Raw genomic sequence first — 25,025 nt, forward strand, 5'->3', positions numbered from 1 at the left:
TCCCTCTATTTTTGGAATTGCACTGCTAGTTTAAGATGCCGACTCAGGCAACAGGCTTCTGCGCCAGATGATCGGCGATCTGCGAATTGATGCCACGATCCTTGAACATGGCACTCCCCTTCAATGCGTTTGTAATCGAGTGGGCATCACTGGATCCGTGACAGATAATACAGATGCCATCGATCCCCAGTAAGGGAGCACCGCCGGTTTCATGGTAGCGGAACCGCTTGCCCATCTCTTGAAAGGCCAGCTTGGCCTTATCCCGTTCGACATCCAGGCTGCCGATAATCTGACGGGAAGCTTCCTTCATCAGAAAGTCAGCCATCCCTTCACTGACCTTGAGTACCACGTTGCCGACGAAACCTTCACAGATTAAAACATCAGCTTCGCCCTGATAGAGCCCGCGGCCTTCGACATTGCCAACAAAACTGTCTTTCATTGGGCCTTCATTCAGCAGACGATAAGTATCGCGATAGAGATCGTTCCCCTTCACGTCTTCACTGCCGATATTGATCAGACCAATCTTGGGAGATTCCACCCGCAGCACTTCGCGGGCATAGATTTCACCCATCACTGCATACTGATAGAGATGGGATGGTCGAGCCGAAGGATTGGCACCAACGTCCATCAGCACGGCATGGCCGGCACTGGTGGGTAAGGTTACCGCAATCCCGGGTCGTTTGACACTCTTCAGGAACAGGCGGGTTTTCAGACCGGAGGCGACAACCGCACCGGTATTCCCGGCACTCACAACCGCGTCAACCTCACGAGCCGCCATCAGCTTCCAGCAGACGGAGATCGAGCTGTCCGGCTTCTGCCTCATGGCTTCAGTCGGTTTTTCTTCCATCCCCACAACCTGGCTGGCATGGATAATCGACAGGCGATCGCCATTATAGCCCGATGCTTCAACCTGAGCTTCAAGCAGATCCTGAGGACCAACCAGAACGACATTGAGTGCAGGATCCGCCTGCAATGCAACGATTGCTCCTGTTATGTTCGGTTCAGGGGCATAATCTCCCCCCATTGCATCCAGTGCAATCCGCATTGACCACTAGTCCTCAGTATCAACGATGGTTCGCCCCTGATAGAAACCACAGTGAGGGCAAATGGCATGAGAAGGGGACGCGGTACCACACTGTGGACAATAGGTGGGCTTACTTGCCTTCACACTATTATGACTGCGTCTCTTACGAGAATTGGATTTTGACATCCGTCTTTTAGGAACTGCCATGAAAAAGACCGCCTTAAAACACCTGACTTAACTTAAACGATACGTAACACGTAACTTAACACTATATTTAGACCCTGTAAGCGCACGGAGATCTCTCATACCAGCTTTTCTGACAGGAATCGAACATACTATGCAATTTTTAAAACAACTGTCAAGCTACAGGGCCCACATCAGTCGATATCAAAAATGATATTTTCGTATTGATTCGCGTAATCAAAACATCAGTACACACATTATCCCGCCGGGACACCAGAAAATCGAGTAAAGCAATGACGGATCATCGCCTTAAATCACCTGCCTCACAATCATTTAAAGTCATCCTGTCAGTCACCACACTGGTACTGTCTTTACAGAGTTTTGCCTCTGCAGCGCCACAACAGATGACACCACAGGAACTTCAGGCATTTGGTAAGCAGATCCAGGATACCGCCGCTGCTCAGGATCCGGCAAAATTCCGGGCTCTGTTTGACTGGAAGACCTTTATTAATCGAGTTCTCTCAGAATACGAGCAGAACGCAGCCGTCAAACAGGCAATTCAACCGGTCCGTCAGCAACTCGAAGCCGCCTACACCGGCGAAAACCGGGGAATCGATTCCGAAATTCTCACCGAAGTGGCCAACGGAGCAGACTACCGATTTCTGGCAATGAGAAAAGAAGATGGCCAGTACAAGGTCATTTTCCGTTTCCTCAGACCGGACTGGACTCTCAACTATCAGGCGTTGATTATTGAGAAACAGGAATCCGGCGAACTGAAAATCATCGATATCGACAGCCTCTCCACCGGAGAGCTGATTTCTCAGTCGCTGCAGCGGGTTTATCTACCGGAACTTTACAAGGCCCACGGAGCCAATCAGGATAAATTGACCCCCGAAGAAAAAACACGGATCCTGGATCAGAAGAAACGCTATGACCTGTTAACTGCTGCTGACGAAAAAGCAGACCCTTTCCAGGCATATTCGCAGCTACCGACTCAGTACAAGAGTGATAAAACAGTTCTGCTTTTTCTGGCACAAGACGCAATCGCTAAAGAAGACCGTAAAAAATATCAGCAGGTATTGAACGTCTATCGCAAATATCATCCCCAGGATCCTGCTGCCGAACTGCTGAGCATTGATTATTTCAGTATCGAAAAACAATATTCCCAGGCCATCGACAGCCTGGAGCGACTGTCCGCTTCACTCAAAACTGTGGACCCTTATCTGTACTCCCTGCGTGCCGGCATCCTGATTGAAATGGGAGACATCAACCTGGCTGGGAAATACGCCGGCAAAGCATCCGAAATCGAACCTGATCTGCTGCAACCATATCTGCATCTGCTCAATATTTCGGTAATGCAGGGTAACTTCGACGAAACCATCAGACACCTGGAAACGCTCAAATCCAAATTCGGATTTGCCTACGAAGACCTGGATCTCAGCGAACTGGAAAACATCGAAAAATTTACGTCTTCACCCCAGTTCAAAAAATGGCAATCTGAAAAGCTGCCTCCCAAAGCTGAGTAGTCCCGCATCGTAATTCAATTGAATCAATGACTGCTCATCGTGTTCGTTTCGCTGTTCACCAGTTCCTGAAGATTTTTGCGCAAAAACGTTTTCAACAAACCACGAGAATTTTGCGCAACCACATACACAGAAAAAACTTACAGCAATAACGCAACAGCTGTTTAAGCGTGAACGATTCTGCCAAAAATCACGTAACCTGAATAATATCAGCAACTTATCGACTCATCGACGTTAAGCGTAAATGCGACACTTTTGAGCCAATTTTTGCCCAAAAACTGCCTTAAAACAGCCACATATACCATCAGGTCACGACAGAACTCGTCAATAATCAGGTCACATTTCGGCAGCTCTCATCTGATAGGTTGGAATTGCCCTCATCGCATGTAATGGGACCAGGCTGAGCAGAGAGAACTCGGTCTGATCTCGCCCAGCAGCGTTGCGAAACTCAAAACTCGCCTACAACCTGCCCGTCATTGCGAACCGCCAGTCGTTGAAAAGTCGAATTGATATCCTGCAGATGGGTCGCACTGGAAACAGTTCCTTTTTTGTAGTCGATATTTTCACTCAGAAAATGTACCGATCCATCACAGAAAACAAAGTGCGCCCCACCGACATGGTTACTGCTGAAGCCACGCACGTCGTGCTCTGCCCCCGCGATTGCGTTGATGCCGTTATAAGTGAGACCAATCACGGCCATTCCATTCCCTTTCCGGGCATAGCTGCTGCTTTGAGTATTATTTGAAGCAGAGAAACCGATGGCATTCGCTCCCCCCACCTTATTGTTACTTTTGTAAACATAAGCTCGCTCACCTATCAGAATGGTGTTACTTGTCCCATCCAGAATATCTCGGAAACGGATGCTGGAATTGGCAAAACCAATTCCATGGGCCGGTCCATAGTCCAACGCGTAGACGGGCGGTGTCGTACTGTCCCAGGCATTCGCCACCATCACATAATCGGAACGGGCAATCTGGTAAGATGTCGTGCCGTCTGTTACAGTGAAATTATAATTGTTGGATGCGGAAACATAATCATTCAGATTTGGTCCCGGATCAGACGGACAGAGAAAGACTCCTATCGGTTGCTGCAGTGCCTGCCGAACCGTGGCATTCGCGAGGTTCTGATCCAGCGTCACAGTCCCTGGGTTGAGCAGATTATACAATGGAGTCTGATCAATATAAGGCAGCACGAAAGACCCCCAGCCATAGAGCCCCACCTCTCCCTGATTACAGGCTGACCAGACCGCCGAGGAACTGCAGGGCGTTTTAGTGATGTAACCGGGGGGAAATGTATTATGCGCATCGTGGTAGTTATGCATCGCCAGCCCGAACTGTTTCATATTATTTTTGCACTGTGATCGTCGTGCTGCTTCGCGGGCCTGTTGCACGGCCGGTAACAGCAATGCAATCAGAATGGCGATGATCGCAATCACCACCAGTAATTCAATCAGTGTAAAGCCCCGTTTCCTGTAGATCTGGCTCGTTTTCATACCGGCATCCCTGGTCATTTAAAGTAGTAAATAAATGAAACGCTTTCTTCATCACTCAACTGATCACTTCACCATCTCTCCAGGCTGATATTTATTTGGATTGCATTTCGATATTGAACTCATTCTCACCGGGCTGCACATCCAGCTTCAATTCACTTTTGGAACCATATTTAGCGGGAATTTTGGGACCGGTGGCATCAATCCCCCACTCAACCCGTACCGTACCCGGGCCCAGTTTGACTCCGGGTTCATCGACCAGGTATTGCGCTTCGTATTTCCCTGCCGCGTCTGTAATCGCGGTCGAGGGTCGACCACTTTCGGGCTCAAATAGAACGCTGATCCCCTCCAGTGGCTTATCATCCAGCGTGACGGTTCCATGCACCTGACCTAATTCGGGCATGTCAGGAGCCTGATCGCTGCAACCAGCGTGCATCCCCAACAGAAATAACATCATCAGTGTCGATTTAGTGCGCAAAGTGATTGTCCTTTTTCACGGGGCGCAAGCATGCTTCCACAGCAGAAAAGAGTGGTGAAACACCTCACACTCGACGAATTTGAGAAATGAAATACTGGAATTCACCAGCCGTCTGAGCGCGATGGACAGTTCGTTAAGATTTGATTAAGAAACTCTCCTTACTATCCTGTCTCCCACCCGAAATAGCAAGAAAAATATTCTACTTTTTGACAATTTCCAAGGCCCCTGTCCACATCTGATTTCATTCACAGCCACTTACGTCGAAGATAATTTTTTTGCTATTCCGAAGTGAACAGCCTACGATGCAGAATTCCTTTTCAAACGAGATTTGAATTGAGGAATACCAATTCTGACCTGCCCCGATAGAAGGAGAACGAACAGATGAAAACATTCATCAAAACGGCGTTATTCACCATCCTGCTGACAAACAGTGTCAACTCGATCATGGCTCAGCAACGGGCAGAATCAACTGCCAGACAGCCAATTGTGATTCATTCACAGCAACTGATTGTTGTCGTTCCTGAATCGCGTGATCAGCTGATGGCCTACAGCATGACCACCAATACATGGAGAAGGATCCCGATTTCAGTCAAAGCGGATCAAAAGATTCTTCCAACAGTCTCGACGACTCTGGCCGCGTGTCAGCTGGGTCAGTCGATTTATGCTTACTCATCCGTCGCCGATAAATGGGCGGTGCTGAAACTTCCTGAAGAGAGTCATGCCCGTTACGAAGTCGGTAACGACAGAGTGAACGCTGTGACGAAAACAGATTCAATCAACCAGTTTTATATATTCGGTCTCAACACCGGAGCATGGTCAGGCGTAGATCTGAATAACGGAAAAATCCTGGAGGTCAATCCGCAGAATCAGAAGCAGCTGGACTGAAAACAATTCAGACCAGCCTCCTGCAAAGAACCGGGTAAGGTTGTGTTTTCAATTTCCCCAGTCTAAAACAGAGTGTGACGATTGGTCCTGAAAAGTCAGTGCATCACGCTAATATATGGGTAGAAATCAAGTAACCGCATGCAGCCTCCCAGCCAGCCTCCCAGGAAAAGGTCCATTCGCTTTCAGCTCCTGCTGGTTGTGAATGTGGTGCTGGCTGTATTTGTCGTGCTCTTCCTGATCTTTTCATATCAGCGTGATCTTGCCGGACGCCTGGAAGACAAACGCATCGCCCTCGAAGAAGAAGCCGCCTCTCTCCTGCCCTCGCTATTAGAGATGCAGGGGGAGGATAAGGAAAAAATCCAGCAGTACCTCGACACGATTTGCCGGCAGATGCAGGAAATTCATGCCCCCGTGCATCACATCGTTGTGACTCTGCCCACGGACCCCTTCATCCTGCTTTCCGAACACGATGCCTCTGACGAACTGCTGGAAGTGATCCAACACGCGGCCAGTTCCCCCGGAAACTCGGCGACCCTGGGGGAATCAGAAATCGTAGTCGGCACTTATACTCAACAGGGAGCTACCGTCTACATCTCAGAAACGCTCGATAATCTTTACGGATCGGTATTTCGGGATGTCTTAAACAACCTCACAGGGTTCATCGTGCTCGCCCTGATTACAGGCATCGTGATCAATCTGGCGCTGACGTACATCGTCACACGCCCCCTGCATCAGCTGGTGGAAACGGTTCAACAGATCGGACAGGGAGAACTGGGAACTCAGTCCGAAACATTTCACTGTGCCGAACTCAACTATCTGACGCATGAAATCAATGCTATGAGCGCCTCGCTGGCGGCCGTCGAAACCACCCGAAACCGACAGATGGCCAAAGCCCGTAAAATTCAGGAAAATCTGTTACCCCGCGATATCAAAATCCCCGGGCTCGAAGTCGACTTTTTCTTTCATCCGGCGGACGAAGTAGGCGGTGACTATTTCGATATCATTCCCCTGGACTCAGGCGACTGGCTGTTCTGCATTGCGGATATCACGGGACATGGTATTTCCGCTGCAATGAGTGCCGCCGTTCTCAAAACGCTGCTGATCCAGGCAACGGAACATTCCAGTTCTCCTGCCGAAATACTGGATTTCATCAACCGTCGTTTTACCGTCATCAGTCCGGTGGGCGAGTTTGTTTCCATGCAGCTGATGAAAGTGAATCCCCAGACGCACATCTTTGAATATGCCAGCGCAGGACATGAACCAGCCTGTATTCTCACCCGGGATGAACAGACTTCCGACACAGAAACGACAGGACTGCTGATTGGAATCGAAGAAGACGCAACCTGGGAAAACCGCTCATTGCAACTCTCGTTCGGAGATCGACTGCTGATGCTCACCGACGGCGCCAGCGAAACTCATAATCCGGAAGGCGAAATGTTTGGACGCAAACGTCTGATTGAACTGCTGAAAGAGTGTCAGTCGCTGACTCTGCCCGAGACGGCCACCCAGATCCACGACAGACTCTCGCGGTTTCGTGCAGGCAGCCCGCAACAGGACGACATTACGGTGCTGCTGGTGGAACTGGTTCAAAGTCACTGATTTCCACCTGGCCGCATCAAAAGTCATAAGTGCAAATCAGATCAACCAGACGTCTCTCGATCTATTATTCATGGTCCGCATAGACCGGGAGGCGCTACAGTACAAACAGGCACAGTTGAATCATCCTGTAAATCACTTTCGAAATGGCGAACCTCACTGGACACCATCAGGATGTCTGAGTCTAATGATCAGCACCTGCCAAAAAGAAACCCGCCAATACAGTGACTGCAGGGACCACTGTAACTGGTGAAGTAAACTGATTCCCGGAGCCTATCGTGACCGTCTCACCCGAACAGCAGAATTACTGGCCGCTGGCACGCAAAATTCTGTGGGTGATTCTGTTCCTGCTGGCACTGATTGTATTTGCCCCCGGATACTTCGCCGCACTGCGTCCCGCCGACGGCCAGGTGTTCGATTTTTTCAAAGAATGGGCTGCCGTCCAGAATCGCCTGGCAGGCATGCCTGTCTATTCTGATCAGGAAGTGGCACTACTCAAACACCTCGATCTGAAACTGGCCAACTCAGACGGATTTTTCGATCGCTATAACACTCATCCCCCCTCGGCCAACCTGATCGCAGTCCCGTTTGCCTGGCTCACTTATCAGGACGCGCAACTTGCCTGGAGCCTGACATCCCTGGCGATGCTTTTCCTGGCGATCTTCTGGATCGTACAGTCGCTCAAAATCCAAATGACTTTCTGGAGCTCCCTTGCCCTGCTGACGGCCCTGCTGGCCTGCGACCCACTGCAGCAGTCGCTGATTCAGGGACAACCCAACCTGCTGCTCGGGCTGCTGGTTGTCGCTGCCTGGAAAACAGGACGCTCCAGTAAATCACTGATGGCAGGCATCTGTCTGGGTTTAGCCACCGCTGTGAAAATCTATCCCGCTTACCTGTTCCTCTACTTTCTCATCAGACGCGATGTTCGCGCGCTGGCGGGTGGGGCACTGGCCTTTGGCGGTATTACGCTGTTTACAATCGCCATCTTTGGCAGCGCCGCTTATCACGACTATCTGACAGTCGTGCTGCCTTCCCTGGCCGACGTCACCAACAACTGGGGCAACGCATCGCTGCTTGCATTCTGGGAACGCCTGTTTGATCACCCCACTTCAACCATCAAACCGGTCATCGATTCCCCGCTGCTCCTGCAAGCAACAGTCTGGATGTCCTGGCTGGCACTGACGGCGCTGGTAGCAGCAGTCATCTGGAAAACCCGCCATGCCAGGTTCAGCGATCAAAGTTTTGCGATTACGATCGTGGCGATGTTGCTGATGACCCCCACGACATGGCATCATTATTTCATCATCCTGCTGGTTCCTGCCGGGATATTAGTCGAAGAATACCCTCCTTACTCGGGAAAACGCTGGCTGGTCAATCTGACGCTCCTGGCTCTGATTATCAGCCCGAGGCTCGCCTGGGCCCTGCTGATCCCCTCTCAGAAAACCATTACTTCTGCAACGGCATCCGCTCCCTGGCAACAGGGGGGAATGGTCGCTGTCCCCTGGCAATCACTGACGGCACTTTCTTATCAGTGCTTTGCCCTGCTCTTTATGATTACCCTGCTCTGGCCCAATGAGTTTCCCACCCGTCAATCGGCACAGGAGTCGACCACGACCTCTGCCACTTCCTGATGTTCCTCACGTGGAAAAAACAGTTTCAACTTCAAAAATTGTTTCTCATAACACTGCCAGCTGATCTCAGACAGGAACAGGATCAGCAGGACCGAGATACAAAACGCAAGCACACTTCCGATCGGACTCACGCCGGAAGCACCCCAGTAAGTCAGATAAACCTTCCGGACAGGGATAAACACCATCATCTGAAAAATATAGATTGCGTAACTGCGATTTCCGAAATACCGCAAGACCCGGTTTTCCAGCAATCGACTCAAAAAGCCTGACCGCATCGACTTGAATACGATCAGCGCGATCAGCAATGCACTCGCGGCAGCAAACAGAGAATACCCGATGGTCTGACTGGCCCGCCCGTCAATGTAGAACCCGTGATCGACTGTGATCACCGCCAGCAATCCAGAAACGACAATGACCAGGCCAGTCAAAGCCCGTCGATTCAGATACGCTTCCAGAACAGGATTTCGCAGCCAGACAGCAATCAATGCGCCCGCGGACAGGGTATCCAGCCGAAACAGCGTAACCGTGTAAACGGTCATCACATCGACTCCCTGGAAACGGGCGACACAGCGTGAGATCAACGACAACAGGAACAGAAACCCACAAAATCTTCCCAGGGAACGACGATTCAGAACCCAGACCGCAAACGGCCACAACAGGTAGAACTGCTCCTCGATTGCCAGAGACCAGAACGGCTGCAAGACCATGGGAGGGGTACTTTCCCCGAAGACAGGTCCCCAGTTCTGCAGATAGCACCAGTACCACACCTGGCCGGGAAACTCGGGATTCTGTAAAAACAGCCACAGAATGACTGCATAGTACAGCGGAAAAATTCTGAGAATCCGCCGCACGTAAAAGTTACGAAAGTAGCGGGGACTCTCTTTTGTATCCAGCAGAATGCCCGTAATCAGAAATCCGGACAACACAAAAAAAAGATCCACTCCACACCAGCATGCCTGGGAGACAACCACGTAGATCTGCGATAATGGTCCCGAATCAGAAACGATAATCAGACTGCTGTGAAAGAACAGTACCAGCAGTATGGCCACACCACGTACCCCGTCGAGCGCTGGCACATGCTTCGCAGAGTCAACCGGTTCAAGTGGGGGGACATTCATGGAGCAGAGTACATCAGGAGCAGTAGAAAAGTTCGGTCCAGTTCATCACAACCGATTTTCCACGAGAGACTCACATGGCACAATGCCCGCCTGCCCGAAAGCCAGTCAAGCTGCACGACAGGAATCGATTCTGACGATTGTCTGGATCAGAACACCCTGTCTAGCCTGCTCTGATGGGCTTATTCGCCGATCTTGACCGTCAACTTCCCGCTGTTGTCAGCCAGTTCGTGCCAGTTGTCGCGACAGCGGAGGAACAGCTTTCCGCTTGCAGGAGCCTGAAACCGCTCTGCTTTGCCCAGCTCGAACTCTTCACTCAGCTCGTAGTCCCCCGCATCGTTTTCATACAGGACGACTCCCATTAAAGTCCCCAACCCGGTCTCATCGCCACTGGCTGTCACATCTTTACTTTCCGTCGCCGTGTTCCACTCGCCGATCGTTGAGATCTGATATTCCTGTCCTTCTTCCACCAGGACACGCGATGCCTGCCAGCCCTGGTTGGCTGCAATTTTGGAAGAGAGCGGACGCACGGAATTCGTTTTGCGAAACTTGGTCTTCCAGTCCCACTGGCACAGATCACAGCGATATCCCTTGTCGAAGTGCTTCAGGAAGAACAGATACTCAAACGAGATTTCCCGGTCCATCGATCCGTAAGTCTGGTTGAAGGAGACCGGCTTGTTCGTCAACAGCCCCAGCCCCAGCGGACGAAACCGTGCGGAGTAATTCGGATTCGTCGCCAGTAGATGGCACAACGCCCACCGCCAGCAGTAATTCTGCCACGAATCGCCCGTGGTTTCCTGGGAATTCACAATTTCGTTCAGGCTTTTCGGCTCACTCTGCTTGATATAATCAATCACATACTGCTCACAGCTGACAGCCAGCGGCTGTCCTTTCCGGGGGACGACTTTCCAGTTGTTCCCCATCTCGGCCATCCCTTCGCTGTACCAGACCGGCCCCGTACGACCAAAATTCTGCGCACAATACGCGTGCACCGCTTCATGTTGAGGCGTTCCTCGGTCCGCAGTTGCATACACAATCGATTTAGCCGCGACAATCTGCCCGCCCTGATAGGTCGTGCGACTCATCGTGACGCCACCGCCCCCCTCTACCGACTGCATTCCCGCCGGATGCAGACTGCCCGCAGGCCAGTTAGCCAGATCCTTCACGACATAGCATTCAATCACCGTTCGATTCGGACTCGCCCAGTAAGTGGAAATGATGACCAGCATTTTTTCCAGGCGTTCGAGTAAATCTCGCGCTTCCTCAGCCGGTAAATCAGTATGGATCAGAAAATTTTTAGAACGGTAATCGGCAGGAGCAGCGGGAGACGCAGGCCGCAGGTTCACGGCACGTCGATTTCCCTGGGCAGAGAGGCTGCCCACAGAAACGATCACCACAAACACAAACGCCAGAATGGACCGGAAAAACACTGGTTTGATGATATTTGCTGCTGACTCCACAGACAGTTTCTCCCTCGTTGTTTCAAGCCCGGCATGGATTGACAGAAATGCGAATTGCAGAAGAGATGCGTACATCAATTGTAACACGATTCAGAGTAGAAACAAATTTTTACTTGTCGAAACAGGTCCGCTCATATCCCGCACGCTTGATATGTTTCCGTTCCCACTTTACCCTGAATGAATAGTTTTTAAAGAATATTTAATTTGTTCGTCATTGGCACATATAAGTGAGAGGTCTTCTCCATGAAATATCTAACGCAGATTCGCCTCGGATTTCTACCATTTCTCCTTTGCAGCCTGTTTCTAATGCAGCCGGTTCGATCCTCTGCTGCTGAAGCACTCTGGAAAGCGGCCTCGGTCAGTGTTGTGATTACCCCGGAAGAAAACCTCTGGATGGCCGGTTATGGCGGACGCACCGCTCCTGCGGACGGCAAGATCCACGATCTCTGGATGAAAGTGCTGGTCATCGAAGCTCGCGACGGACACCGGGGCGTGATTGTCTCGACCGACACGCTGGGTATCCCCCAGTCGATCTACAACAATGTCTGTGCGGCCCTCAAGGAAAAATACAATCTGGAACGCAGCCAGATCATGTTGAACAGCTCACACACCCACTGCGGTCCAGTCTTGCGACGGGCACTCAACGATATCTATCCCCTGACTCCCGAGCACATTAAAAAAATCAATGCGTATTCCGAAAAGCTGGAACAGCAGTTGGTCGATGCCGTCGGAAAAGCGATCAGCGAACTCGAACCGGCGACCCTCTGGACGGGAACCGGTTTTACCAGTTTCGCCGTCAACCGCCGCAATAATATCGAATCAGAAGTCCCCGGACTCAGAAAAGCACAAGACCTCAAAGGGCCCGTGGACCACAGCGTTCCGGTCCTCGCCGTCAAAGATAAAGAGGGAAATCTCAAAACACTTGTCTTCGGCTATGCCTGTCACAATACGACCCTAAGCTTTCAAAAGTGGTGCGGCGATTACGCCGGATTTGCACAGTACGATCTGGAAGCCATGTTTCCCGGCGTCACCGCCATGTTTTACATGGGTTGCGGAGCCGACCAGAATCCCCTTCCCCGCCGCACACAGGAACTGGCGGAATCGTATGGTTCACGGCTGGCCCATGCCGTCGCCGATACCGTCCGGCTCCCGATGGTGGAGCTTGATCCCGAGCTCAAAACCGAAATCGAAATCACTGATATCAAGCTCGGAGACGCCCCCACAAAAGCAGATCTGGAAAAAATTGCCGCCGGGAATCCCAATTCCTACATTACCCGCTGGGGAACCCGTCTGCTCAAAGAATTGAATGAAGGGAAAACCTTTATCACATCCTATCCCTTCCCGGTACAGGTCTGGCTCCTGGGAAAAACCCAGCTCTGGATCACGATCGGAGGCGAGGTGGTCGTCGATTACTCTCTGGGGATGAAAAAAGAGTTCGGCCCGAACACCTGGGTCGCCGGCTACTGCAACGATGTGATGGCCTATACCCCGTCACTACGGGTTCTGGAAGAAGACGTTCCCCCGCGAAAATCAGCCCGCTGGGGTTATGAAGGTAACACATCCATGATGGTCTATGGACTACCCGCCAACCGCTGGTCTGATGAAATTGAAGACAAAATCGTCGAAAGCGCCCGGAGACAGGTCAAAAAGGTCCGAAATGGAAAATAGCCCCCTGCTTCGGTAAAATGGCCGTTTCGACTCCGATTTTGCTTGCTGTATGACAGCTTCTGAGGATGTTTTCCGTTTTTAAGCCCCTGCCGTTTGTCGCGCAGGATCGGAAGCTCTAGAATGCAGCATATTCAGATCCACTTAGATTTTTAATACGATACAGGTTCGCTGTCGCAACCTGAAACCAATTGTTCACCCATATTTATGTTGTACTGAGGAGAGATTAATGGCTTCCGGAAATCCTTTTGGCGCGGAAGGTCAATTAAAGGCAGCAGGTAGTGAGTTCACCTATTACCGTCTGCAGAAACTGATTGATGATGGCATCGGTAATATTGAATCACTTCCCTATTCCATTCGCGTGCTGCTCGAATCCTGCCTGCGAAATGTGGATGGCTTCGTGGTCAACGAATCGGATGTCACAAATCTCGCCAACTGGAGTGCAGAATCCCCCAATCCTGTCGAAGTCCCCTTTAAACCGGGCCGCGTGGTTCTGCAGGACTTCACCGGGGTCCCCGCTGTCGTCGATCTGGCGGCCCTCCGCAGTGCCATGGTCCGACTGGGCGGCGATCCTCAGAAAATCAATCCACTGGTTCGCTGTGACCTGGTGATTGACCACAGTGTGCAGGTCGATGAATTCGCCACCCGACTCTCTCTGCAGCACAACGTCGAAAAAGAATTCGAACGCAATCAGGAACGCTACCAGTTCCTCCGCTGGGGTCAGCAGGCCTTCGATAACTTCGGCGTAGTTCCTCCTGCCACCGGAATTGTGCATCAGGTCAACCTCGAATACCTGGCGAAAGCCGTACTCACTAAAGATGGCGTCGCCTATCCAGACAGCCTGGTCGGTACTGACAGCCATACAACCATGATCAACGGTCTGGGTGTCGTAGGCTGGGGTGTGGGCGGTATCGAAGCCGAAGCCGTGATGCTCGGTCAGCCGATTTACATGCTGACCCCTGAAGTCGTCGGTTTCCGCTTGAGCGGCAAACTCCCCGCAGCCGCTACCGCAACCGACCTCGTACTCCGCATCGTGCAGATGCTCCGTGAACATGGCGTAGTCGGCAAGTTCGTCGAATTCTACGGTCCCGGCTTGTCCAACATGAGCCTGGCAGACCGTGCCACCATCGCCAACATGGCTCCTGAATACGGTGCTACCATCGGCTTCTTCCCTGTCGACGATGAAACACTGAACTACATGCGTCGCACCGGGCGTACTGACGCGGAAGTCGATCTGGTCGAACGCTACTACAAAGAACAGGGCATATTCCGCACGGACAGTTCCCCCGAACCCAGCTTCACCAGCAAACTGGAACTCGATATTTCGACCATCGAAGTCTCGCTGGCAGGCCCCAAACGCCCGCAGGACCGTATCGCCCTGACCGATATGAAGTCACACTGGCACAGCGATCTCAGCAAAACCTTCGGCAAACAGGATCCTTCCAACACCAGCGTTGCCGTCGATTACAACGAACAGAACTTCCAGCTGAAAGATGGCTCGGTTGTGATCGCTGCGATTACCAGCTGTACCAACACCAGTAACCCGTCCGTGATGCTGGGTGCCGGTCTGCTGGCGAAGAAAGCCGCTGAAAAAGGCCTGACCCGCAAGCCATGGGTGAAAACCAGCCTGGCCCCCGGAAGCCGTGTTGTGACGGACTACCTTGAAAAAGCAGGCCTGACTCCTTATCTGGATCAACTCGGATTCAACCTGGTCGGCTATGGCTGCACCACCTGTATTGGTAACAGCGGTCCGCTGCCTGCCCCAATTTCCAAAGCGATCAACGAAAATGACATCGTCGCAGCCGCCGTCCTGTCCGGTAACCGGAACTTCGAAGGACGCATCAGCCCCGATGTGCGTGCCAACTATCTCGCCAGCCCACCACTGGTGGTGGCTTATGCGATTGCCGGCACAACCGACATCGACCTCAGCACCGAACCGCTGGGACAGGATCAGGACGGCAACGATGTCTATCTGAAAGATGTCTGGCCTTCACAAGAAGAAGTGAAGACGACTATGGAAACCGCCATCAATCCGGAAATGTTCCGCAATCAGTACGGCAAAGCCACTGAAGGATCTCCCGAATGGCAGGCCATCAATGGAGGCGACGGAGACATCTTTGCCTGGGATGAACACAGCACCTACATTCAGGAACCACCATTCTTCGTCGATATGCCGGCGACTCCGGAACCCATCAGTTCCATCAACGATGCCCGGGTCCTGGTCTCGGTAGGCGACTCGGTCACCACTGACCACATCTCCCCCGCCGGTGCCATCAAAGCCGATTCTCCTGCCGGGAAATATCTGCAGGAAAATGGTATCGCTCCCGCAGACTTCAACAGCTACGGCAGCCGCCGTGGTAATGACCGGGTGATGACACGGGGAACGTTTGCGAACATTCGCCTCAGCAACCTGCTCGCTCCCGGGACCAGCGGTGGTGTGACCACTTACCTGCCGACCGGCGAGCAGACTTCAATCTACGAAGCATCGCTCAAGTACAAAGAAGACGGTACACCACTGGTCGTTCTCGCCGGCGGTGATTACGGCATGGGTTCCTCACGTGACTGGGCTGCTAAAGGAACATTCCTGCTGGGCATCAAAGCCGTCATCGCAACCTCGTTCGAACGTATTCACCGTTCCAACCTGGTCGGCATGGGCGTGCTGCCTCTGCAGTTCCGCGACGGAGAAAGCCGCGAAGAACTGGGACTGGACGGAACAGAAACATTCGACATCGAACTGGATGACAACCTGAAACCAGGTCAGGCTATCCGGGTCACCGCGACCAAGGAAAATGGAACTCAGGTTCTCTTTACAGTCCAGTGTCGAATTGATACTCCCGTCGAAGTCGAATACTACCGCAACGGTGGAATTCTGCACAAAGTCCTTCGCGATCTGGCTGCATCCTGAGTTGATGGAGACTGCGTTTGAGACCGATCTGATTGTCGAGGACTACCTGGACGGTGCCCGCATCGATCGGTTTCTGAGCCGTCATTTCCGAAACTACTCGACGCATCGTCTGCAGCGCATCGTACAGGCGGGGTTTGCCCAGGTGAACGGCATCCCCGCTGATCCGCTGCAACGCGTGTTTCGCGGCCAGGAAATCAGCATCAGGCTCCCCGAACCGCCTGATAAAACATACGATCCGGAACCACTGCCGCTGGAGATTCTGTATGAAGACGCGTGGCTGATCATCATCAACAAGCCACCGGGTATGATTGCGCATCCAGCGGGAAATATCCTCTCGGGAACGGTCGCGAATGCTCTGCAGCATTATCTGGATCAGCAGACCGGCATACGCAGCCTGTTGCGTCCCGGCATCGTCCATCGGCTCGACCAGTTCACCAGCGGAATTCTGATCGTCGCCAAAGAACATCTGGCGCACCGCAGTCTCTCGATCCAGTTCCAGCAGAACCGGGTCAGCAAATCATACCTGGCAATTGTCCGTGATCAGCCGGAACAGGATGAATTTGAAAATCACGACGCGATTGGAGAACATCCGACACAGGCAGGCGTCTGTATGACGACCCACCCCGAGGCGCTACGGGCTAAAGAAGCGTTTACCCGTTTTGAAGTCGTGGAACGCCTGCCGGACCACTCATTGATTCGTGCATTTCCTAAAACCGGGCGTCTGCACCAGATTCGTGTGCACCTGTCAGACCTGGGATTCCCGATTATCGCAGACGACTTTTATGGCAATGACGCCAGGCTGCTCGATGACCGCACCCTGATTACCAGACAGGCATTGCACGCCGAGCAGATTGAGTTCTCTCACCCTGTGACAGACCTGCGGATGAAAATTTCCGCCGAAGTACCAGCTGATTTTCAACTGGCACTCCAGCGGATTCGGAGCGCCTGGAGTGAATAACAATAATGTATCATAGTGACCGTCACACTATGTTCCTCAAACCACTTCGCCTCACGCCGGTTAGAGCGCATCACATTTAAGCAGAGTGTCTCTCAATCTACGATTCTCGGGTCAAACAACCCTGGAAACGCTGCAGTAAAAACTGTGTCCAGCTTAGACTTCCACGGTTTCCTCTTCATCCGATTCAGCGGGCTGCTCTTCCGCGACTGGATTCAATGCGGCATCAATACTGATTTTGGTGAGCTTCGATTCTTCGAACAGACGATCCAGGCTCATTTTCTCGAACGCATCGAAGGCAGCCACTTTGTAGCATTCCGCCATCGTCGGATAGTTGAAGACGGCGTTACGGAAATATTCAATCGTCCCACCAAAGGACATGACCGTCTGCCCGATGTGCACAATCTCCGTCGCTGCTTCACCAATTGCATGAATGCCCAGAATCTTAAGCGTTTCCCGATGAAACAGGATTTTCAACATCCCGTCCCGGTCGCCCGAGATCTGTCCGCGAGCGATTTCCCGATAACGGGCCGCCCCTACTTCATACGGAATATGGGCATCCGTCAGCTGTTGTTCGGTTTTACCGACCATCGAAATTTCCGGGATCGTAAACAATCCATAAGGCATCAGGTCAAATGCTTCAAACGGTTCATTGAAGGCATTGCAGACAACGCGACGCCCCTGCTCCATCGAAACACTGGCCAGCGCCGGAAAACCAACGATATCACCAGCCCCGTAAATGTGAGGCACCCACGTCTGATGCTCTTCGTTACACCACAGTCGACCGCGTTCATCAGGCTCAAGACCGGCTGCCTGAAAATTCAACTCGTCTGCATCACCCACGCGTCCCACCGTATACAACACGGAATCTGCCACGAGGCGTTTGCCACTTTCGGTCTGGACTGCGGCCATCGAATCAGAAAACCGTTCGATGCCTACCACTTCTTCTCCCATGCGGAAGACCATTCCCAGGGAACGGGCATGGTGAATCAGCGCGTCGATGATCTCGCGATCGCAAAACTCCAGCAGTCGCTCACGACCATCCAGAACGGTCACTTCCACGCCCAGCGTCGCGAACATGATGGCGTATTCAATACCAATCACACCGCCCCCCACAACGATCATCGAACGGGGAATCTGTTTCAGATCGATAATTTCGTCTGAGTCAAAAATCGTCTCACCGTCGAAAGGAATGTGAGGCGGACGCGAAGGCTTGGTTCCCGTTGCCACCAGGATATAGTCTCCGAACAACACCTTCCGGCCGGTTTCGCAGTCGACTTCCACTTCATGCGGACTGACGAATTTGGCTTCACCGATAAACACTTCGACGCCGTTCCGTTCAAGCTGATCATGAATGATTTCCAGTTCATGCTCTGCGACATCCGCCAGCTTCAGACGCAGATCCTGCATCGTGATCCGTCGCTTGCGGCGGTACCACTTGCTGTAAACGTCCCGGTGCCGATATCCGGTCAAATATAAAATGGCTTCCCGCATGGTCTTCGATGGGATCGTCCCTTTATGCAGACAGACGCCCCCCATACCACGAAAGTTGCGCTCAATAATGGCAACACGTTTCCCCAGCTTTGAAGCGGCAATCGCAGCCTTCTGGCCGGCGGGACCACTCCCGATAATCACAATGTCGTATTTCATCGCTCCACCCACTTTATAACAGCCTCGCTCCCCACCCACGGCTCTCTTCTGCCGAATGTCAAAATGAGAAGACTGGCTGAACTTTTCTACGTAAACGAACACATCTAAGTTCGGAATACTGGTGGTCTGACAAAGATATAAAGATTGAATCAATCAATGAAACAGGCTATTTTGCGTGTAACTTGACGGTTATACTGATAATACCAGTGACAGGAATCTGAAATACCTCCCCGGAAGTACCAGTAACGCAGCAGTCTCGCCGTATCTGGTTCTTCTCTCCGCTGACTCACGATAAGGAACTTCGATGAATCACCACATCCGAAAAATCTGGAACGTTCCGGAACACGAACATACCCCGCTTGAAGTATTTCAAAACCGGAAACTATACCGCCGGGAATTCCTGCAGCGCATGGGGACGGGGCTGGGCATTGCCGGGCTGGCGGGTCTGCTCTCAAGTTGCGAGCAGGCCACCAAAGAAGAAATCGAACAGGCAGGCGCAAGCACCCCTGTTCCTCAGGCTGAGAAATCCATTTATCCGGCGGAGCGCAACCCGGCCTTCGAATACGGCCGACCAGAAACAGATCCCATCGAAGCGGAAAAATTCACAAACTTCTACGAGTTCACCGGACCGACTTCCAAACAGGCCTGGAAATATGTAGAGAAGTTCGAAACCGCTCCCTGGTCAGTCACCGTGGAAGGGGAATGTGAAAAACCCCGTACATTTGACCTGGATGATCTCTACAAAGAATTGAAATTTGAAGAGCGCGCCTATCGGCATCGCTGTGTTGAGACCTGGGCCATGTGCGTGCCCTGGACCGGTTTTCCTCTGGCCAGTCTGTTAAAACTGGTGGAACCGAAAGCGACAGCGAAATATGTCGCCTTCGAAACATTCAACAAGCCCAAACAGGCCCCGTATATGGAATCCAGCGGCGCGGGAAGCTGGCCGTGGCCTTATACCGAAGGTTTGACGATGCCTGAAGCCATGAACGATCTGGCCTTCATCGCCACCGGCCTGTACGGCGCGCCGTTACTCAAACAAAATGGTGCCCCCATTCGACTGGTTGTCCCCTGGAAGTATGGCTTCAAGTCCGGCAAATCCATCGTGAAGATTAAACTAACCCAGGACCAGCCGGCGACGTTCTGGAATACCGTGAACCCCAACGAATACGGGTTCGTCGCAAACGTAGATCCCGATGTTCCCCACCCCCGCTGGAGTCAGCGCACGGAATGGATGCTGGGAACCGAAAAACGCTACGACACGAAACCATTTAATGGTTACGGCGAATATGTCGCCAGCCTGTATAAAGGCTGAAATATCAGGGCTGAAATCAGAGCAGGCAATGCAAAAAGCCCCGGCAGAGGTCAACCTGCCGGGGCTTCTTTTATATCTCAATCAGTCGTTTATTCAGACTTAGATTGCACATCTCATTTAACCATAGCGTCTGTCAATCTAATGTACTCGGCCCAAATGGACTTGGAGACGCTACAGTAAAACTAGACTCAGTCTAGTCGTCTGAAGTAAACATCATGACGATTCGCAGCACATACCAGAACAGTGTGGCGACAGAGGCAAACAGTGCCAGTGAAGCAGACACATACTGATCGGTCGAGTAGTGATGCAGAATGTTCGAAGTATCATAGAGAATGTAACCACTGAGCAGAATGACCATCGCAGCGGCAAACCAGATTCCCAGCGAGAACCCGAACAGTGACGCACCAATGGCAATTCCAATTGCTGCCAGACCGGCAATCGTCAGGAAGCCTCCCATGAAGGAGAAGTCGGCTCCGGTCACAAACACATAGGCGGTCAGTCCACCAAAGATACACAGGGTAATAATCGCCGCGATCGGAATCACGGTTGGATTGGCGAATTCTGTGGCGATATACAAAATCGGTACAAAGATCAACGCTTCAGCGACGATGTATAACCCCAGTCCTGCATACTGCACAGCCAGCGATTTTGCGCTGGAAGCCATGGCGCTGGCAATCCAGCTGGCACCCATGAAAGCGATCAGCACCAGCCACCAGTTATTTCCAATGGCGCCCATCATGCCTCCCACGAGGGCTTTGTTGCTGAACAGGATAAATTCCAGGCCCATGAAGGCGAAAATGGCACCAGTCAGGTGCATGTAGGTCTTGCGGATAAACGCGGCGCGTTCGGAAGCAATTGCGTCAATGGCAAAGACGCCGCCGCCCGCCGTTGTATCCTGGTCGTAATAATCAGGAGTGTAGTTGTTCATTGACAGTTTTCTCCAAGTGAGTGAGAAGGGATGTTCCAGACGAACACAGTTTGGGTCATCAGTTTCGATCAGTCTGCTTTCGCCACTTTAACATCCGCGGCTGGCAGGCAAGACAATTATAGATCACGGTGCACATAATTCAAGTACAACCAGAAACACTTTATCGATCAGGTTTTTATAGAGTCCTTTTCTCCCGCTACCCGGTGCAGCACTTTCGCTGTCTCCGGGAATCTGTTCTGATATCTCATACGTAAGTTTACATCAGAGAATTCAAAAAATTCTAGAAAATAATTGTGAAAGCCTACGAAATATTTGATGAAATGAATGAATTAAAAACAGAAAAAACAGACCAAAAATGGGAATTCTGGATCGATGTCGGCGGCACCTTCACAGACTGCATCGCCCGTGCACCTGACAGTTCATTCATTCCGTTTAAGACTCTTAGTTCGGGTATTACCAAAGGCCATGTACAGGAAATAACGACCCCTGATACGATCCTCGACCCATCCCGGGTCGGCAACCCGGCAAACTTCTGGCAGGAGTATCAGGTTGAATTTCTGAATGAAGAGGGAGAATCCCTGCATACCGCACAGGTGACGCGGTTTGACAACCAGACCGGCTCCCTGACCTTCCAACCCGCTCTGCCTCCCACGGTACAGGTCTCCACCGGCTATGAACTCTCTTCCGGTGAAGAAGCCCCTGTCCTGGCAATCCGCTGGATTCTCGGCCTGCAGAAATCCGCCCCGATTACCGACGTCAGTGTCAAACTGGGAACCACGCGTGGCACCAATGCCCTGCTCACCCGCAACGGTGCGCGCACTGCTTTCATCACTACGAAAGGTTTTGCCGATGTCCTGCTGATCGGCAACCAGGACCGTCCCCGACTGTTTGACCTGGCGATCCAAAAACCGGAGCCCCTCTTTGAAACCGCTCTGGAAATCGAGGAACGGATCGACGCGGAAGGCAAGGTACTCCGCGCCCCCGATCCCGCCCGCATTCGTCAACAACTCGAGCAACTCAAAACAACCGGCGTGGAGTCACTGGCTATCTGCCTGCTGCATTCTTTCGCCAACCCCGAGCATGAAGAACTGGTCGCCCGCCTCGCTGCCGAAGCCGGCTTTGATGAAATCAGCGTTTCCAGCCGCCTGTCGCCGCTCATCAAAATCGTCTCCCGCGGCGATACGACGGTCATGGACGCCTACTTGAACCCGATCCTCAAAGACTACATCCACAAACTCCGCACGCCTCTCAAAAACTGTGAGTTGAAACTCATGACGTCCGCTGGCGGTCTGGTCGATGCAGACCATTTCGTCGGTAAAGACAGCATTCTCTCCGGCCCTGCGGGAGGCGTGATCGGTTATTCGCGGGTCGCGGAAACAGCCGGTTTCCCCCGATCCATCGGCTTTGACATGGGAGGCACGAGTACCGATGTCTCCCGCTTCGACGGCGAATACGAGCGGGAATTCGAAACCACCAAAGCGGGCGTGCGGATCGTGGCCCCCATGCTGAGTATTGAAACAGTGGCAGCCGGCGGAGGCAGTATCTGCGGCTTCGACGGCATCAAACTGCACGTCGGTCCCGACAGCGCCGGCGCAGATCCTGGCCCGGCCTGTTACGGACGGGGCGGCCCGCTCACCGTCACCGACCTGAACCTGTACCTGGGCAAAATTATTCCCGCTCGCTTTCCTTTCGTCTTAGACAGGCACGCGGTCGAGCAGCGTCTGACGCAACTCTGTGCGGAGATCGCCGCGTCTCCCATGGGAAAGACCTACACTCCCCTCGAACTGGCAGAGGGTTTCCTGCAGATTGCCAACGCGAACATGGTTCGCGCCATCCGCAATATCTCGGTGGCACGAGGTTATGATCCCGCCGATTATGCCCTCGTCAGTTTCGGCGGGGCGGGTTCTCAACATGCCTGTGCCATCGCCCGTTCACTCGGCATTCATGAAGTGTTGATTCATCCGTATTCAGGTATCCTCAGCGCGTTTGGTATTGGACAGGCTGATGTGCGACGGTTCGGACAGCAGTCGGTCCTGCAGACCTGGTCTGCCGATCTTAAACAGGAACTGCAGCAGCGATTCAACGAACTAGACCAAAGTGTTTATGAAGAAGTCCGTGCTGAAGGCATTCCCCCGGAACGTATTGACGCCCCCCTGCATTCACTTGAAATGCGTTACCTGGGAACCGACGCCACCATCCAGGTGACCTGCCAGTTGGATCAGGACGAACTGACCCGGTTTGAACAGGAACACCAGCGGCTGTATGGCTACACGCACAGCAGCCGGGCCGTCGAAGTCACCGCGATGCGTACCGAGATTGTCGGACGCATGGAAGAACCTCACCTCCCGGAAAGCGAACTGCTTCCTCGCAGTCCCGAACCACTGGAAACAACGCAGGCCTGTTTTCAGGGAACGATCCAGCCTACGGCAGTCTACCTGCGCGAAGACCTGCATCCCGGCGATCAGATTTCAGGTCCCGCGATCATCTGTGAAGCGATCTCCACTGTCATCATTGATCCGGGTTTCACAGCCCGCATCCTTTCACGCGGCGAAACGCTGATTCAGGATACTTCTGAGAATTCCACAACGCCAGCCGACATCAGCACCACTGCTGATCCTGTCATGCTGGAAATCTTCAACAATCTGTTTGCTTCCATTGCCGAACAGATGGGGATCACGCTGCAGCGGACCTCGATCTCAACCAATGTCAAAGAACGCCTCGATTTCAGTTGTGCCGTCTTCTCTGCCAACGGCGACCTGGTGGTCAACGCACCGCATATCCCCGTGCATCTGGGCGCGATGAGTGAAACCGTCAAGCGGATCATCGCCGACAACCCGGACCTGGCGCCAGGCGATGTCTTCGTGACCAACGATCCTTACCGGGGAGGTTCGCATCTTCCCGATGTAACCGTCATCACTCCCGTGCATCATCCGGAATCAAAGGAACTGATCTTCTTCACAGCCAGTCGGGCGCACCATGCAGAGATTGGCGGGATCGTGCCCGGCAGCATGCCCCCCTTTTCCAAAACACTGGCAGACGAAGGGGTCCTGATCCGCAATTTCAAGCTGGTCGATCGAGGCACTTCGCGTGAAGACGACTTACGCGAACTGCTGTTATCGGGAGAGCATCCCTCCCGCTCCGTTGAAGATAACCTGGCGGACGTCTCTGCCCAGGTTGCCGCCAACAACTGTGGTGTAAGTCTGCTGAACGATCTGGTCCGCCGCTACTCGCTGACCGTGGTCCTGGCTTACATGAAGCATATCCAGCAGGCAGCCACGGAAAAAATGCAACTTGCTTTATCTGAAATTGAAGATGGCGAATACTCCTTCACCGATCACCTGGATAACGGCGCGCCCCTCTCGGTGAAAATTACCATCAAAGACTCCAGCGCCGTCGTCGATTTCACAGGAACCGGACCGGTACTGGAAACGAACCTGAATGCGAATCGGGCCATTGTGAATGCCGCCGTCCTGTATGTCTTTCGCTGTCTGATCCAGGAAGACATCCCCCTGAACAGCGGCGTGTTGACACCGATCGACATTATTCTGCCGGAATGTTTTCTCAATCCCCCCGAACGCCCGACGCCTGCAGAATGTGCGGCGATGGTCGGCGGGAACGTGGAGACATCACAACGCACTGTTGATACCCTGCTGGGTGCGCTCAACAAAGCCGCCGCCAGTCAGGGAACCATGAACAACCTGACGTTTGGCGACGAAACGTTCGGCTATTACGAAACCATCTGTGGCGGAAGCGGTGCGACTTCTGAACAGGATGGTGCCGACGCCGTGCATACGCATATGACAAATACCCGCCTGACAGACGCCGAAATCATCGAACGTCGTTACCCGGTGAGACTGCATGAATTTTCGATTCGCCAGGGCTCCGGCGGCGCAGGTCTGCACCAGGGGGGAGACGGAATTATTCGTCAGATCGAATTTCTGAAGCCATTAAAAATTTCTCTGATCTCCGAACGACGGGGGGAATATGTGCCCTTCGGTCTGAATGGCGGTTCTCCAGGCAAGTGCGGCGAAAACCTGCTGGAGAAAGCCGGTGGTTCCCCTGCTGAATCATTGGGTGGAAAATTTTCTCTCTCCGTTGATTCCGGCGATACACTGACTATCAAAACTCCCGGAGGCGGCGGATTTGGCAAACCAGAGTAAGCTGCTTTGATTTTTATTATCTGTTCACCAGCTTGAACTCTTTCCGGTACCCCCTGCGCCGGAAAT

The 25,025-nt window shown here is 52.6% G+C and carries 17 protein-coding genes; 9 read left to right on the forward strand and 8 right to left on the reverse strand.

Annotated features, from left to right (window positions below; translation table 11 throughout):
• Positions 1 to 43 precede the first annotated feature (43 nt).
• Both plsX and rpmF read right to left on the reverse strand, forming a co-directional pair.
• Positions 44 to 1,045, reverse strand: a complete 1,002-nt coding sequence (gene plsX, locus ACN0YN_RS07515) for a phosphate acyltransferase PlsX (protein ID WP_417384386.1) — start codon at positions 1,043 to 1,045, stop codon at positions 44 to 46.
• A gap of 6 nt (positions 1,046 to 1,051) precedes the next feature.
• Positions 1,052 to 1,231, reverse strand: coding sequence for a 50S ribosomal protein L32 (gene rpmF / locus ACN0YN_RS07520; RefSeq protein WP_081459625.1), 180 nt, complete (start codon positions 1,229 to 1,231; stop codon positions 1,052 to 1,054).
• A 269-nt stretch (positions 1,232 to 1,500) separates the two neighbouring features.
• Here rpmF and ACN0YN_RS07525 point away from each other — a divergent pair, with 269 nt between their 5' ends.
• Positions 1,501 to 2,733 carry a tetratricopeptide repeat protein gene (locus ACN0YN_RS07525; RefSeq protein WP_417384387.1) on the forward strand — a complete coding sequence of 411 codons (1,233 nt, stop codon included), beginning with the start codon at positions 1,501 to 1,503 and terminating at the stop codon, positions 2,731 to 2,733.
• A gap of 445 nt (positions 2,734 to 3,178) precedes the next feature.
• Here ACN0YN_RS07525 and ACN0YN_RS07530 read toward each other — a convergent pair whose 3' ends face one another.
• Both ACN0YN_RS07530 and ACN0YN_RS07535 read right to left on the reverse strand, forming a co-directional pair.
• On the reverse strand, positions 3,179 to 4,222 hold the full coding sequence (locus ACN0YN_RS07530; RefSeq protein ID WP_417384388.1) for a DUF1559 domain-containing protein: 1,044 nt from the start codon (positions 4,220 to 4,222) through the stop codon (positions 3,179 to 3,181).
• A 91-nt stretch (positions 4,223 to 4,313) separates the two neighbouring features.
• Positions 4,314 to 4,697 carry a carboxypeptidase-like regulatory domain-containing protein gene (locus ACN0YN_RS07535; protein ID WP_417384389.1) on the reverse strand — a complete coding sequence of 128 codons (384 nt, stop codon included), beginning with the start codon at positions 4,695 to 4,697 and terminating at the stop codon, positions 4,314 to 4,316.
• 381 nt (positions 4,698 to 5,078) lie between these two features.
• On the opposite strand from ACN0YN_RS07535, the gene ACN0YN_RS07540 reads away from it, so the two are divergent.
• The 3 genes from ACN0YN_RS07540 to ACN0YN_RS07550 all read left to right on the forward strand — a co-directional run bounded on the left by ACN0YN_RS07540 (position 5,079) and on the right by ACN0YN_RS07550 (position 8,809).
• A complete protein-coding gene (locus tag ACN0YN_RS07540; protein WP_417384390.1) occupies positions 5,079 to 5,582 on the forward strand; it encodes a hypothetical protein in 504 nt (167 codons plus the stop codon).
• Between the two features lie 138 nt (positions 5,583 to 5,720).
• Positions 5,721 to 7,181 (forward strand): PP2C family protein-serine/threonine phosphatase, encoded by a 1,461-nt coding sequence (locus ACN0YN_RS07545; protein ID WP_417384391.1) that lies wholly within the window; start codon positions 5,721 to 5,723, stop codon positions 7,179 to 7,181.
• A 275-nt stretch (positions 7,182 to 7,456) separates the two neighbouring features.
• Positions 7,457 to 8,809 (forward strand): glycosyltransferase family 87 protein, encoded by a 1,353-nt coding sequence (locus ACN0YN_RS07550; protein WP_417384392.1) that lies wholly within the window; start codon positions 7,457 to 7,459, stop codon positions 8,807 to 8,809.
• On the opposite strand, the gene ACN0YN_RS07555 is transcribed toward ACN0YN_RS07550, so the two are convergent.
• Both ACN0YN_RS07555 and ACN0YN_RS07560 read right to left on the reverse strand, forming a co-directional pair.
• Entirely contained in the window at positions 8,767 to 9,927 is a 1,161-nt protein-coding gene (locus ACN0YN_RS07555; RefSeq protein WP_417384393.1) for an acyltransferase family protein, read from the reverse strand. The two genes, ACN0YN_RS07550 and ACN0YN_RS07555, sit on opposite strands and share 43 nt — an antisense overlap.
• Before the next feature lie 179 nt (positions 9,928 to 10,106).
• Complete coding sequence (locus ACN0YN_RS07560) at positions 10,107 to 11,384, reverse strand: hypothetical protein (protein ID WP_417384394.1); 1,278 nt, start codon at positions 11,382 to 11,384, stop codon at positions 10,107 to 10,109.
• A gap of 243 nt (positions 11,385 to 11,627) precedes the next feature.
• Here ACN0YN_RS07560 and ACN0YN_RS07565 point away from each other — a divergent pair, with 243 nt between their 5' ends.
• The 3 genes from ACN0YN_RS07565 (at position 11,628) to ACN0YN_RS07575 (ending at position 16,912) form a co-directional block, all read left to right on the forward strand.
• Positions 11,628 to 13,052, forward strand: coding sequence for a neutral/alkaline non-lysosomal ceramidase N-terminal domain-containing protein (locus tag ACN0YN_RS07565; RefSeq protein ID WP_417384395.1), 1,425 nt, complete (start codon positions 11,628 to 11,630; stop codon positions 13,050 to 13,052).
• 226 nt (positions 13,053 to 13,278) lie between these two features.
• The gene (acnA, locus tag ACN0YN_RS07570; RefSeq protein WP_417384396.1) at positions 13,279 to 15,954 is read left to right on the forward strand and encodes an aconitate hydratase AcnA; all 2,676 of its coding nucleotides are present in this window, start codon (positions 13,279 to 13,281) and stop codon (positions 15,952 to 15,954) included.
• 4 nt (positions 15,955 to 15,958) lie between these two features.
• Positions 15,959 to 16,912, forward strand: coding sequence for an RluA family pseudouridine synthase (locus ACN0YN_RS07575; RefSeq protein WP_417384397.1), 954 nt, complete (start codon positions 15,959 to 15,961; stop codon positions 16,910 to 16,912).
• 153 nt (positions 16,913 to 17,065) lie between these two features.
• On the opposite strand, the gene sthA is transcribed toward ACN0YN_RS07575, so the two are convergent.
• Positions 17,066 to 18,598, reverse strand: coding sequence for a Si-specific NAD(P)(+) transhydrogenase (gene sthA, locus ACN0YN_RS07580; protein ID WP_417384398.1), 1,533 nt, complete (start codon positions 18,596 to 18,598; stop codon positions 17,066 to 17,068).
• Positions 18,599 to 18,863: 265 nt separating this feature from the next.
• Between sthA and msrP the strand changes: the two genes are divergently transcribed.
• Positions 18,864 to 19,871 (forward strand): protein-methionine-sulfoxide reductase catalytic subunit MsrP, encoded by a 1,008-nt coding sequence (gene msrP, locus ACN0YN_RS07585; protein ID WP_417384399.1) that lies wholly within the window; start codon positions 18,864 to 18,866, stop codon positions 19,869 to 19,871.
• Between the two features lie 193 nt (positions 19,872 to 20,064).
• On the opposite strand, the gene ACN0YN_RS07590 is transcribed toward msrP, so the two are convergent.
• Positions 20,065 to 20,799 carry a Bax inhibitor-1 family protein gene (locus ACN0YN_RS07590; RefSeq protein WP_417384400.1) on the reverse strand — a complete coding sequence of 245 codons (735 nt, stop codon included), beginning with the start codon at positions 20,797 to 20,799 and terminating at the stop codon, positions 20,065 to 20,067.
• 320 nt (positions 20,800 to 21,119) lie between these two features.
• Here ACN0YN_RS07590 and ACN0YN_RS07595 point away from each other — a divergent pair, with 320 nt between their 5' ends.
• Positions 21,120 to 24,959, forward strand: coding sequence for a hydantoinase B/oxoprolinase family protein (locus tag ACN0YN_RS07595; protein ID WP_417384401.1), 3,840 nt, complete (start codon positions 21,120 to 21,122; stop codon positions 24,957 to 24,959).
• Positions 24,960 to 25,025: the final 66 nt, after the last annotated feature.

Origin of the sequence: Gimesia sp. (assembly GCF_048260065.1) — a bacterium.
In the GTDB taxonomy this organism is placed as follows: Bacteria; Planctomycetota; Planctomycetia; order Planctomycetales; family Planctomycetaceae; genus Gimesia.